We start from the raw sequence: 13897 nt of genomic DNA, 5'->3' as shown, positions 1-13897 counted from the left end.
CGGGTTACCTCACCGGCTTCGGGTGTTGCAGACTTTCGTGGTGTGACGGGCGGTGTGTACAAGGCCCGGGAACGTATTCACCGCAGTATGCTGACCTGCGATTACTAGCGATTCCGACTTCATGCAGGCGAGTTGCAGCCTGCAATCCGAACTGAGACCGGCTTTCTCGGATTGGCTTCACCTCACGGCTTCGCTTCCGTCTGTACCGGCCATTGTAGCACGTGTGTAGCCCAGGACATAAGGGGCATGATGATTTGACGTCATCCCCACCTTCCTCCGGTTTGTCACCGGCAGTCTATCCAGAGTGCTCAACCTTACTTGTTAGCAACTGAATACAGGGGTTGCGCTCGTTGCGGGACTTAACCCAACATCTCACGACACGAGCTGACGACAACCATGCACCACCTGTCTCTCTGTTCCCCGAAAGGCACCCCCTTGTTTCCAAAGGGTTCAGAGGATGTCAAGCCCTGGTAAGGTTCTTCGCGTTGCGTCGAATTAAACCACATGCTCCACCGCTTGTGCGGGCCCCCGTCAATTCCTTTGAGTTTCAACCTTGCGGCCGTACTCCCCAGGCGGAGTGCTTATTGTGTTAACTCCGGCACAGGAGGGGTCGATACCCCCTACACCTAGCACTCATCGTTTACGGCGTGGACTACCAGGGTATCTAATCCTGTTTGCTCCCCACGCTTTCGCGCCTCAGCGTCAGTTACAGTCCAGAAAGTCGCCTTCGCCACTGGTGTTCCTCCACATATCTACGCATTTCACCGCTACACGTGGAATTCCACTTTCCTCTCCTGTCCTCAAGATACCCAGTTTCCGATGCACTCTCAGGGTTGAGCCCTGATCTTTCACACCGGACTTAAATACCCGCCTACGCGCCCTTTACGCCCAATAATTCCGGACAACGCTCGCCCCCTACGTATTACCGCGGCTGCTGGCACGTAGTTAGCCGGGGCTTCCTCCTTAGGTACCGTCATGTCTCCTCCATATTCCTGAAGAAACCGTTCTTCCCTAAAAACAGTACTTTACAATCCGAAGACCTTCATCATACACGCGGCGTTGCTCCGTCAGACTTTCGTCCATTGCGGAAGATTCCCCACTGCTGCCTCCCGTAGGAGTCTGGGCCGTGTCTCAGTCCCAGTGTGGCCGTTCACCCTCTCAGGCCGGCTACTGATCGTCGCCTTGGTAGGCCTTTACCCCACCAACTAGCTAATCAGACGCGGGTCCATCCATCATCGGCAGCATATTCAGAGGCCGCCTTTCCTTATACGTTGATGCCAACCTATAAGCGTATCCGGTATTAGCCCTCGTTTCCAAGGGTTGTCCCAGTTTGTTGGGTAGGTTACCCACGCGTTACTCACCCGTCCGCCACTAAGATCCTTCTAAGTAAACTTAGAATTCTCTCCGTTCGACTTGCATGTGTTAAGCACGCCGCCAGCGTTCGTCCTGAGCCAGGATCAAACTCTCCAAAAAAGTTATTTCAACTTCCTTAAAGAAGATGATGACTTGCTCATGATTCCATGATTCTTTTGAAACTCTTCCGAGTTTCTCTCATTGGCTGTCCTTGTTGTTTAGTTTTCAAAGACCATTTCTAGTTTCTGCTGTTTGAGGTCGGACTTTATCTTAGCACTTCCAACTTTCGTTGTCAATAACCAACTTAAAACAACTTAAAACATTTCATTTTAATATTACCCTTAATTAATTGTTTAATTAATCGTTTGACCAAATTTAGCCAGATATGTATATTAGCATGTTCGGCTGATCTTGTCAATAGCTAAATTTTAAAAGGTTTAGAAATCAGTTCGCCATTTTAGCGCTTAGTCAGTGCATTACTAATTAACCTGTTATGTCTACTGTTATTTTTAACCATTAAAATATGTATTAGAAATCGCAGAACACAGATAGCCTATGCTGTTTAGTAAACGAATATTCCCAACTGAAGTGAAAACATTTGGTTACTGTCAACTGAAAACCCAAAAATTCAATCTATCATCGTTCACCCATTGGGAAAGCACCTAGTACCTCCCGGTACTTGAATCTATTTCAGCAGCTCTGATGCAACTATTGCCACAATTCGGATCATATACACTTACCTTTCCACTGCTGACACCTGTTAGTACAATATAGTGTCCACACTTTGTATAACGACCAGCTTTACGCTTTCAATCACCAAGTACTTTCTATTCTGATTTAAATATTTTTTAATCACTTGGTCAAAACTACTATTGTAATAGACTAGCTTATCTTCTAACCATAAGATGCGATTGCTGCAGAAAAGAAAGCGTAAATTGTACCTCCCTTCCATGATACGATTGGGTAATCTTTACTATGCCTCGGAAGGGTAATACTTCCTTATTCAGTATTGATGAAGCAACCATTCCTATTCTAAAACCAACATGAATAGCAGCTTTCAGAGTATCTGTTTTCTTCATACATCTGTCTCAACGTGTGTTGATGTTACTTCATTGAAACCCAAATCAGTCAACCTACGAATGCAGTTAAACCGCTGGATGACAGTGAAACGATATTTTTACTGATGGTTTTATAAATGTAACGTTTTTGCGCCACCGCTTACCAAAGAATTTAGATCATGGTAAATTATGTTGGGGCCGTTCCCTAAGGGAAGAAGCCGTTAGGCTACTTCCCGGTGAGCAAACTTATTATTTGCTATAGATCCAAAATACACTACCTACTGTCTCCTTATCTATTACACTTGGATTAGCGAGAACGATCCCAGGAATATCTGTTTTGATTATTTCTCTATCTGAACCATAGCTACTATTTGTTGTATTAGGATCATAAACTATGATCCGCATATTTCCGCCCTCATTTGAAACACCCATCAGGGCAATTAAATGCCCACCTTTTGTGAAATGCCCGACTCCCATTGATGCAATCGCAATGTGAGTCCCATCGGATAATAATTGTTGCAATTCATCAATACTCCTTGTAGTTTTTACTTTTAACCCATAGTTATATGCCGCACTTCCAGATCCATTAAATAAACCATAAGTTGTATCATAATTTGAATCGATAAATTTATGATCCATTGAGTAATCTGCCATTGTTGCCGGTGTAACATTCGGATTCCCAAGGCTCGCTACGATCATTGCCATTGATGTTGGGCCACAGCCATTTATTGAAATAACTCGACCATTTTGTGCCATGTTTTTGGGGTAATACGGATGACCCGCCCAATCCTTTTGATACATACCATAATAAACTGGTAAAATTAATGACTTTTGGGTTGTAGCATTTTGAACCGAGCTTCCTGTAACTTTAATAGAAAACGAATACATTTCTCCCTTAGTTAAATGCAGATCATTATTAATCAACCACTGACCATAATATCTCCCTGGCCAATCTGCTGGTAAGTCTGGATTATTCCAAGTCAATTCTGTATTAGAATCACCTAGATATACAGGTTTGTTACCTTCATTTATTACTAGATATATGTGGACATCATCAGAAGCCTTTACGCCACCAGTATTAGCAAAAGCCTCAAGTAGAGTTCCATCAGGCGATGTTCTAATCTTCCAATCATCATCTGTAAGATTATTGTATGAAGTTGGCAGGCTAGATATAGTTTGAGTAGGGAGGGACGTAAAGGTATTACTCCACGCTGGATAGATGCTGTCTACATAATTCCTTGTCTCGGCCGCAACTTCTTTATAACCCTTAATCTTCTCCCAGTCTTGATACCAATAATCCATGTAATTATCTTTAACAGCATCACTTATCCATTTGTTAACTTGTGGTGTTCCGGCATTATAAGCTGCTAGAGCTAATTTAACATTTGGTGAGTTATTCCATTCAAAAATCAGGTCTTTTAGTTTATGTGTGCCTCCATCTATGTTTTGCTCTGGGTTGGTCAGATCTTGTACTCCATATGTTTGTGCCTCTTTTGGCATCAATTGCATTAATCCTACTGCTCCAACACCACTTTTCGCAAATTGATTAAAACCACTTTCCTGATTTATAACACACGCAATTAAATTGGGATCAATGTCGTATTTTTTCCCAGACCGGTCTATCATATTACTGTACCCTTTGGCTGAAGCAGGGAATTGGTAAACTAAGGTTCGATAATTAACCGCCAAATCTTGTTGTGAAATTGGAGTTTTTGGAGTATGAATCTGATAACTGAAAGTATTATCCTTATTTAAATATGATCCAGGCGAATTATCATAACCTGGTACTTGAAAAACCCATGTCAGTGTTACGTCTGAATCCGGTGGTAAATTACCAGATTTCGCTATATCCGCCACAGATAGATAGGGCTGAGGAGTTTCGTAACCATTACTACCTAACGGTTGATTAACTAATGTATAGGTTCCTATAATAGAATTTCCATTCATTACCGTTACGCTTGGCGAGGATGTTGGTTTTACACCTGCTGCTAAAAAGATTGCTGTGTAAACTTTTGTTGAATCACCATTTGGGGCTTTTGGTCCATCGATTCTATCATAGGCTGGATTTACCTTAATAAGATAACTTCCGATTTGGGCCGGTTGTTCACCACTTGATTGAGCATAAATCCTTGCGGTATACGTACCAGGTGATACAAAACCATTGTTCTCAGGGAAGGAATTACGTGGTAAATCTGCAAGATTCAAACTCATTTTGTTATCTATTGTCAAAAACGTCTTCCGATAGATACCATCACTATTATCTTTTTTATTTCCATTTTCAGGCAACGCCTTACCGTTCTGATCATAGAATAGAACGTTTACTACCAGTAATGGTTTATTGGATGTAATAGTACCTTGTAATGGCACAGCCATACCAACTGTTTGTTCTATTTGTTGTTTAAAGTTATCAAATTTAGGCGGGGAAATAACAGTCACAGGATTGCTTATAGTATACGTTGCACAAGCCGTCGAACTATCTGCCATCCCAGTCTTAAATGCTTTCGCTTTTAAGGTCATTGTAGTCCCGATGGATATGGGACTACTATACTGCGCTGAAGTCGAAGTCGGTTCACTGCCGTTCGTTGTGTATCTAATCGTTACACCACTTGTGGCACACAATATCGCTACACTTTTAGCTGAAGTATATGTCCCTTCTGATACACTAAATGTTGGTGTTGCTACCATAGTCACAGTTGGTAAACTTACCGTTACTTTGGCTGTCGCTGAAGTTACTCCCGAGTACACACTTTGTCCCGCACTATTGACTGCTTTAACTCTGTAGTAATAGGTTGCTCCTGCTGATAATCCTGTACTGCTAAAACTTGTAACTGTAGCTGTCCCGATTTGACTAAACGGTGCACTTAAAGAGCTTGCTCTAAAAATATAATAAGATGTTGCCCCGTTAACTGCATTCCAACTGAGATTTATAGTGCTGCTGTTTACTACTGTTGCTGTTAATCCTGTCGGTGCTGTTGGTACAGTTGTTACTGTTATCGTTGCTGTTTTTGTAATCCCGGAAGCGTAACTTGGACTGCTTTCTCCAGCACTGTTTGCGGCTTTTACCACATATTGATAGGTGCTATTGGCCGACAATCCATAATCGCTAAAACTTGGAGTAGTTACGCTTTTTATCTTGGAATATTGCCCTCCAATTAACCGGTAAACGCTATAAGTGGTTGCCCCACTTACAGCACTCCAACTGAGGTTTATCGTACTGCTACTTACTGCTGTTGCTGTAAAATTCGTTGGTGCTGGGAGAGTCGATACAACCACAGGTGGTATAACTGGCACCGCTGGAGTTGTATCTGGAACTGTTAGTTCTATAGAAGCAACGTACTGGGAGGCATTCCCAGAGTTATCTTTGAATTTAACAAAGACATACTTTGTCCCGTTACCTGACGAAAGAACCCATGTCTTGGAAGTTGCATAAGGTTCCCATGAAGCCCCGTTAAATACAGGATCATTAGATACCATCATCTGGCCCACACCAGATCCTGTATCCGTCGCATTTAGACTCAGTTTCACATTCTGGGAAGACGTAGATGGTGCACCATTGTTTATTGAGATACTACCCATTGGAGGAGTTGTATCTACTACAGAAAGTGTCTTGGTAACATTAAATCTCGAATACCCTGCCCTCGTGTAACCGCTTGAATCTACAGCCATAACACATATCCAATATTGCCCCGTTTTTAACAAATAACTTGATTGAATTGTGAATGTAATCTGACCATTTGTGCTTACTCCTGGTATTACACCATCACTTCTTGTGGCTCCGCCTCTAATTATAATATCACTAGGGTCGCCAACTACTATTTGGTAGTCAACTGCACCCTGCACACTATTCCATGTCACAGTTAAATCCTTGCCTTTTTCTATCGACTGCCCATTTGTCGGTGACGTTATTATTGGGTTTGATATTTGTGCCAAAGCTTGATTCTGGAAGACTATCGTTATTAGAAATAGCGTTATAACAACTTGAGCTATTAATTTGTTAATAAAATGTTTTTTCACTATGCTCCCTCCTCGTTGAAGTAGTAGTCATACTTTTCAGTCTATTAAGATCACAAAACGGTTTTCTTGTTTAAACAACGTTGCTAGTTGGCAAATCACCCTTTGGTGCTAAAGCTAACCCGATAATAAGTGATAACAAGAAAAAGGTAATTGGCCTTAGCAAAAATAAAAAGGACCAATCAAAAATGTCAAAAATCATTCCTACTACTCAAAGAACTGGAACCAATTTGCTTTGAGCTTCATTGCCGCGTCGAATTGCAAAAACCAATCCGATAAAATCAATTACACCCAAAACCAAAGCTGAGATTAAAAACATCTGAGCTCTAGGTTCAGCGCTGCCCTTTGCTAGGGAAGATACACTTGAGACTGCCTCTCCTAATCCCAAATATACACTTATGCCAAGATTTATTGCCAAAATAATGACCATAGCGACTGCAAAAATAGCACGATTAGTATACCCCTTAAAAATTCCCACCGTTTTCGTCCCCTTTCTTTCTCTATTCCATGAGTATTCTCAAACCCACCGGTTTCACAATACATATTACCTTGAAAAAACGAGTTTACTAGTGGTCTTTCCCATAATGCCGACTATCTGATCTGAAATCTCGGTTTAGAAGTATAAAAAAAATTTGTGCAACATAATGTTCTTTTAAATCCTAACTGAAAAGCAAATTAGGTTGTTCTCTCTAAAGATAAACAACCTAATAGTAGTTATACAAACAATCTATTCCTTGTAAAGTTAGATTAATCGTCCTGCTTGTATATTTTAATTTCTTGAATCATATTATTCGCCTGCCACACCATGACTCTGCTCTATTGAAGGCGTTTTAAAGCTTGAATTAAGCCGGTTTATAATCGGATTATACGCAGCTTTTTGACTCAAGGGATATTTAATTAGAAATGTATTAATAGACCCGCTCCCGACAACACTTTTTTGATACGCAATTTGATTTCCCTCTAACCACGAAATTGTAAACCAGTCGCTACCTTTTTGTTTGTATGAAGCATTACTATGCTCGCTTAAGGTTTGGTTATAAAGCGATGTTACTGTTTCATTCATAACATTGTTTATACCGGATACAGTTAGTTCTGCGCTATCATCCGGTGACTGGAGTATTATCCCATCATTATTAAACGGTAATTGCTTAGTAATAAATGTATTGGGATACTCAATAGAAAAACCAAATCTCGCATTTGTATATGTCTTGAATGAAATTTGTTGAGGTTCCTGAGTTTGTAGTGTCACTTGTGGTTGCGGTGTAGGCGGAGCAGACTTGGGTTGGGTTGATGTTACTTGAGAACGAGAAGTCACTGCCGATTGTTCAGACGGTGAGTTTAGAGGTTGCTCTGTTTTTGTTTCCACCTTTACAGTAGAAGGGTTAGTTGAAGAAGAATTTTCGCCTGAGCAGCCTGTTAAAACCAAGATCCCCATGACTAGAATAACAACCAATTTTTTCATTAAACCTACTCCTCTTTCTATAAGCTTAGTCTTCTGGAAACCCTTAAACTTTAAATCAACTCCTACACACGAAAAGTATAACTACGTCAATCAATAAGCCTGAGATATTGATTTTGTTTATCCTAAATTCTGTAATAGCAATTTCAATATATCTCTCAAATATATATGCTTCAAGTATTTGAATCCCGAAGTCACGGTTTATAGACCTAAAATCTCGGTTTTATGGCATGAAGGATTTCGAGGCTTTTCCTAGAATACAATTCAAATAATTCTTAATATTGTGCCTGGAGGAGGTCTCAATGTATACATGGAAACGGACAAAACTATTAAGTTGATTATCGCAGAAGATAATCAACCAACTCGTGAACTGATTGAATCATATTTATCTATATTTCCTGAAGTTCAAGTTATTGGTTCCGTATCAAACGGAGAAGAGATTCTGGCACTCGTAGAAAAGAATATTCCCACAGTCATATTTTTAGACGTTGAGATGCCTGGATTAAACGGATTGGTTGCTGCGGCAAGAATAAGAGAGTTACTACCTAACGTTTTTATCATTTTTGTCACTGCCCATGCTCAATATGCCGCAGAAGCTTTTCAACTCGAGGCAACCGATTATTTGATAAAACCAATATCGAAGGAATCAATCGAACGGGCCATAAAGAGAGTTAAAAAATACTTAGACTATAGCAATATTCAAAACAACAATAACAAAGCTCTTAAGGAACTTTTAGTTCTAAAAAACAAGAGTGAAACTTACCTTATCCGCCCCGAGACTATTTTCTATATTGAGAAGGTAATTAAAAAGACGATAGTTCATACAGAAAATGGCGAGTATGATACATCGGAAACATTAAATAGTCTTCAAAAAAGGCTTAAGGGCAATTTTTTCCGTTGTCACAGAGGGTTTATAGTCAATATACAGAAGATTGAGAGAATTGTTCCTATAGCCGAAAGAATATATAATGTTTATTTTTACAATTGCCCTCATCATGCCACTATGATTAGAAAAAAGTTGGATGAATTATATGAAATGATGAATCTATCTAGCGAGGTGAATAAGTATTGAATTCTAAAGTATTAGGTGATTTAATTGCATCTATATTAGAATGCATAATTTATCTATCCTCTGCGGAAATTTTTTTAAGTAATAAGATAAAAGATGTTAAACCTTTAATCCCAAAAATATTTTCCTTTGCAATAATTTACGGATTTTATGATACACTGACTTTTCAATTTTGGGATATGTTAGATTTAAATCACTTAAGAATATTAACAAACATACTAGTGAGTTTTATATTACTTAAACTAATACTCAAAACTCGTTTTTGGAGCACTATGAAGTTTTTAATCTTTTATTGGTTTTTCGGGTGTCTTTCCCAAATAATTATTCTTTATGCTTTAATGGCAGTCCTTAAATTAACTACAAATAACATAATTAATAACCCTTTATTATTAATAAAAGTTGCCCTTTTCGAGTCTTTTTCAATAATTATACCGTTATCTTTGCACAAATTTAGAATTCCAATAGTCACCTTTCTGAAAAAGATAAACATCTTTATGAATTATCAACGGATCTCTTCAGTTACAATAGCAATATTGTTACAATTATTTCTTCTATCGGCTTTAATATTTGATTATACAAATAACCTTACCTATGATGTTAATCCATTGAGGTTTCTAATAATTATTCTTATTAATATATTTATTATTTTAGTAAGTCTCTTTATATTATTTAGAACTATTAGTAAGACTGAAGAAAAAGTTATTGCTGTTAGCAGCGACATCATGACTGATAATTTAGCTTCTCTATTAAACTCTGTCCGAAGCCAACGTCATGATTTTATCAATCATGTTCAGATCATAAATTCCCTTTTCTCAGCTCATGATCTGGACGGTTTGGACGCCTACCTTCGTCAACTTACAAACGACATCGTGATATTAAATAATGTACTTAAGATTGATAACCCTTTTATCGGAGCCTTATTAAATTCAAAAATAACAAAGGCCGAATCGAAAGGGATTGACCTGCAGATCGAGATCACTGCCAAACTTTCGAATTTACAAGCTAGAGCTTTTGATTTAACACGCATCTTGGATAACATAATAAATAATGCTATAGAAGCGATAGAATTAAATAAGCAAGATGAAAAATGGATTAAGGTCTTTATAAAGGAACAAGGACCATTTCTATCTGTTTCTGTCATAAATCCCGGTTCACCTCCAACTGAAATTGAAGAAAGATTATTTGAGCCTGGATATACAACTAAAACTGGCGAGCATAGTGGTCTCGGTTTATATATTTGTAAACTGTTATGCAAGAAACTCCATGGTAAACTTAATTATTCTATAACCCCAGGTACCGAGACGATTTTTTCAATAGTAATACCTAAGCTTTAAACGAAAAGGACAGCTCAAGCTGTCCTTATTTCCATATATTATTCATTAATTATTCGGCTTCAGCCTTGATTCTCTTTAATATCCACTTGATATTTACTATTAACCTGTTTTAATCATCACTCACATTTTTATACTTCTAAGCTAAAAGGATTATATTTTACTTTGTCATCAAACGTATCAATACCTTCTTTTTGCTTAATCCACCCAACAATGTGATATGTCACTGGAGTTAAAATAACTTCGTAGGAAACTTTCCAAATATATTGCAAAACTATCATCTGCAATAAAACGCTTCCCGGTACTGTACCCCAAGATGCGATAACAACACGAGGGGTTGTCCCAAGTACAGTGGCATATGCACCTTGTCCTTTCCAAAATTCAGGATAAGGTAATGCAATGACAATTAAGAAAATAGCAGTAGCTTGTTTACCTTGCTACTTCAAGGATATTTCATTAACCGTTAAGAAGATATTTAGCTGCTTCAGTTACTGGACTATCTGTTCTCGTTTCAAACTCGGTGTACTTGCCGCTTCGTTCGGATCGTCAACACACAGTGTTTTGTATGCTCCTACTGGCAGAGTATAGCGCAGAGCGAATTTGCCCGCAAAAATAGGGCTGCTGCTCACCTTTATAAATCGCCTTCGCAAACTCCTCATTCCGCAAGATTATTTGTGCCTTATTTTGCTCTTCTTCAATTTGCTCCTGAGAGAATCCAGTAACGTTACCTTTTTGGGAGAAATATACAAGCAAACTGTCCCAACTGCGTGCAAGTTTATTAACTCCCATCTATTGCACGGCGATACAAAGCTGTGGTGTCAATTTGAGTGTTGAGGGTCAAGTTTTGGATAATCCGGAGCCATTGTGTTAATGAGTCGTTCTCAATACCTTTTGCCATATACATATAGGTAGTCCCAGCATGGAATAAGACTCTATCTTGATATGTGCGTCTTTCAGTTAATGCGTTGAAGACAAGACGATGTACCAACTTACAGCCAGGATTGTTGCATAGGAAATTCATCGTATAAAACGCAGCTTCAAATATTTCTGCTTCAATCTTCTCATAGTCAAGCGTGTTCGACCAATCTGAATCAGTAGAGCTTATTCCCTTGTTCATAATAAGTCCGCCAAAAAAGGTCGGTCCATTCGCGGTCAAAGTATTGCTCAAATTCTTTTGTGAAAACAAGTTGAAGCTTTTGAAGCCTTCCTATCAAGCGCGCCTTAAAGTTTTCAAACGGTGTGAGAGGCGTAAGCGCAGATTGTATTGTAGGGTCATATTTCCAACCTGAAACGAACTAGAATCTCTCTTTCTTTCATTTATCGAGTTTAAATTAAGATAAAAAAGAACCCTGCGCGCGAACAGGGTTCTATCGAAAATTATATAAATGTTAATTTTATGGAAAATTATAGCTTATTGGCAGATAAAGAAATTCCAGCAGTTCAGCCCTCTGAATTTTCTTCGTTAAGTCGGCCGTGCTTTGATCTGTCAGCTTCATTATCCCAAAAAACATTGTCGTGAGTCCGTATATCCCAAAATTCATCGTAAGCCTTTACAAGGTTGTCTGCTCTGTTCTTCCAGATTATATTAAGCCTTGCAGACTCTTCCCGCCCTAGTTCATGAAATCTACATGCTTCCCTCAAAAACTCTAAGGCCTGTTCTAATTTTCCCTCTGCCTTCGCAACTTCAGCTTTAAAAAGATAACCATAGAACAGATAACTGTTCGTCTTGCCTTCTTTAACTTTAATTTTTACAATCTTATCGTCTACTTCTTTTAATGCTTCATTCATAAACCTGGCTTCATATTTCAAATCCAAATGTGTCTTCCAGATCTCACCCCTCACCATAAACATAAACTCCAAACTTGAAGACTCAGCCATCTTCAAAGCTTTATCCACGTATATAAGAGCTTCTTTAGGATTACCGTTGAGATGCCATAATGATAGTCCCAAATCATGGTAACACCATATAATTTCTTCGTATTCAGTTATCATATTATCTTCATTTTTTTTACTGGGTTCAGGAACTTCATCAATGACAGAATGAAATAAATCGATAGCAGGCTCATACTTTTTCCTTTGACATAGAAATTTGGCTAACCCGGCTCGACAATGCCAGTCTTCATATTTGTCAATCACTATACCTATGGCCGCAGAGTAACCCTCTATTACGTAATTAACCCAAAAATCATATTCTTGCTTATTCAAATTTCTAACCTCCATAAAATTTATTAATTTAATCGACGTTTGTTTAATATAACATAAGGAAGGGAAATTTAATTGCGGTACTATATCAACAACGACCTGCATCCCATATCACCACGTTAAAAGTCATCCAGAATTACATCCCGAAATCGGGACCCTAGTTTAAGATGAATCATCTCTATCGCAAATTACCCTGCACTTATAACCATTAACAAAATTTAAGCTACTTCTTCCACATTAAATCTAAAACAGGACATATTTATTTTCTCTTTCTTTCTTCGGTAAAGACATAAAAAAGAACCCTCAATTTTACGAGGCCACTGAAAATCTAGGAAAATCTACTGTTTGGTTATTCAAGGCCACCATATACAGCAGGAAAATGGAAAGTCAGCACTATATATGGTACTGACCTTCTCGGGGATAAAGTTTTTCAGTGTCCTCAATTTTTACAGGGTTCTTTTTGGGTAAAGAACAATTGCAGTTTTTCAGCAACATGAGTCTGCAGTATAATTAATTTTTTTCTAATACTATATCTGAATTCCAAAACCCTATTTGCTACTAGAAAAATAAAATTCAATCCAACTCTTTTCAACTAACAACGGTTTTTTATTATATATGCAATTTTTTCTAAAGACTCCGGTAACCCCTTAGCCCCATTTTTTAAAGTTAAACCTCTAATTAGTTTTTGATCAGCCGTATCTAGTATAAGGGAAACAGTAGTCTTGTTATTCAAGGTCTTTAAAATATGGCTTTTAGGTTCTTCTATCCCTATGATTCTTTTCATTAGCCAGTTAAGCCAATCGCTTAATTTACAATCCGAACCTGCTGCTTGAACACAAATAACATTTTTATCACTCAGGAATTCCCTTACACTTTTAAAGTAAATCGAAGTAATCGCCTCTTCAGGATTTTTCTCCGCCAATTCGGGTATACGATTCTTTGGTAAATCGTGGCTATGAAAGGGAATAGTCTCTATCTCTACAAAGTTTTCAAAGCCCAACAAATTAGCTAATTTCTTCATTTTCGAAATATGGTCTTTAGGATTACGTAGGATTATTGATTCATTGGAAGCTGGCTTAACATGATTACCTGTTTCATAATAAGTTCCAAGATCTAATGATATTTCTTTGTAACCTTTTCCTGGTTCTATAAATGATTTTCCTGATAAAATATTACTTCTTTTTTGAAATTCCAGCACCTGACCAGGATTCGTGGTCAAAAAGAATAAGGTTTTATTATAATCATCACATTCACCAAATGAAAGATATGGCTCAGGACAAGCATCGTAATCAAGTTTCTTTTCTAAGGTTTTTAGTACTCTATCACCATCAATAGATAATTTTTCAGCGTGCCAATCTCGCCATATTTTTTCGCAAAATTGAATATAGTCCAAGTTAGTCAACTCCATTCAGTT

General features: G+C 38.2%; 10 protein-coding genes and 1 rRNA gene. 2 read left to right on the top strand and 9 right to left on the bottom strand.

Annotated elements, in window-relative coordinates:
- The 4 genes from DEAC_RS15265 to DEAC_RS15245 all read right to left on the bottom strand — a co-directional run.
- A 16S ribosomal RNA gene (locus DEAC_RS15265) occupies positions 1-1473 on the bottom strand; the annotation flags it as partial.
- Positions 1474-2660: 1187 nt separating this feature from the next.
- Positions 2661-6425 carry a transglycosylase SLT domain-containing protein gene (locus DEAC_RS22315; RefSeq protein WP_053006459.1) on the bottom strand — a complete coding sequence of 1255 codons (3765 nt, stop codon included), beginning with the start codon at positions 6423-6425 and terminating at the stop codon, positions 2661-2663.
- 208 nt (positions 6426-6633) lie between these two features.
- A complete protein-coding gene (locus DEAC_RS15250) occupies positions 6634-6900 on the bottom strand; it encodes a hypothetical protein (RefSeq protein ID WP_047810924.1) in 267 nt (88 codons plus the stop codon).
- 309 nt (positions 6901-7209) lie between these two features.
- Positions 7210-7884: a hypothetical protein gene (locus tag DEAC_RS15245; RefSeq protein WP_053006458.1), complete on the bottom strand. Its 675-nt coding sequence runs from the start codon at positions 7882-7884 to the stop codon at positions 7210-7212.
- A 307-nt stretch (positions 7885-8191) separates the two neighbouring features.
- Between DEAC_RS15245 and DEAC_RS15240 the strand changes: the two genes are divergently transcribed.
- Positions 8192-8953, top strand: coding sequence for a LytR/AlgR family response regulator transcription factor (locus DEAC_RS15240; protein WP_047810923.1), 762 nt, complete (start codon positions 8192-8194; stop codon positions 8951-8953).
- Positions 8950-10284: a sensor histidine kinase gene (locus DEAC_RS15235; protein ID WP_047810922.1), complete on the top strand. Its 1335-nt coding sequence runs from the start codon at positions 8950-8952 to the stop codon at positions 10282-10284. The genes DEAC_RS15240 and DEAC_RS15235 overlap by 4 nt, the downstream gene beginning before the upstream one ends.
- Positions 10285-10412: 128 nt before the next feature.
- Here the strand turns inward: DEAC_RS15235 and DEAC_RS23605 are convergent, their stop codons facing one another.
- The 5 genes from DEAC_RS23605 to DEAC_RS15215 all read right to left on the bottom strand — a co-directional run bounded on the left by DEAC_RS23605 (position 10413) and on the right by DEAC_RS15215 (position 13876).
- A complete protein-coding gene (locus DEAC_RS23605; RefSeq protein ID WP_161796458.1) occupies positions 10413-10568 on the bottom strand; it encodes a VUT family protein in 156 nt (51 codons plus the stop codon).
- A 201-nt stretch (positions 10569-10769) separates the two neighbouring features.
- Complete coding sequence (locus DEAC_RS23600; protein ID WP_161796457.1) at positions 10770-10940, bottom strand: hypothetical protein; 171 nt, start codon at positions 10938-10940, stop codon at positions 10770-10772.
- A gap of 119 nt (positions 10941-11059) precedes the next feature.
- Positions 11060-11467: a hypothetical protein gene (locus DEAC_RS15225; RefSeq protein WP_047810920.1), complete on the bottom strand. Its 408-nt coding sequence runs from the start codon at positions 11465-11467 to the stop codon at positions 11060-11062.
- 254 nt (positions 11468-11721) lie between these two features.
- Entirely contained in the window at positions 11722-12486 is a 765-nt protein-coding gene (locus DEAC_RS15220; protein WP_047810919.1) for a tetratricopeptide repeat protein, read from the bottom strand.
- Positions 12487-13075: 589 nt separating this feature from the next.
- Positions 13076-13876 carry a hypothetical protein gene (locus DEAC_RS15215; protein WP_152671413.1) on the bottom strand — a complete coding sequence of 267 codons (801 nt, stop codon included), beginning with the start codon at positions 13874-13876 and terminating at the stop codon, positions 13076-13078.
- Positions 13877-13897 lie beyond the last annotated feature (21 nt).

It is taken from the genome of Desulfosporosinus acididurans (genome assembly GCF_001029285.1).
Taxonomy (GTDB): Bacteria; Bacillota; Desulfitobacteriia; order Desulfitobacteriales; family Desulfitobacteriaceae; genus Desulfosporosinus; species Desulfosporosinus acididurans.
Note: the sequence above shows the minus strand (reverse complement) of the source record. Positions and strands in the feature narration are given on the sequence as shown.

Coding starts and splice junctions, on each gene's coding strand:
- DEAC_RS23600 (WP_161796457.1), bottom strand. CDS start 10,940: ATGAGGAGTTTGCGAAGGCGATTTATAAAGGTGAGCAGCAGCCCTATT.
- DEAC_RS15240 (WP_047810923.1), top strand. CDS start 8,192: ATGGAAACGGACAAAACTATTAAGTTGATTATCGCAGAAGATAATCAA.
- DEAC_RS15245 (WP_053006458.1), bottom strand. CDS start 7,884: ATGAAAAAATTGGTTGTTATTCTAGTCATGGGGATCTTGGTTTTAACA.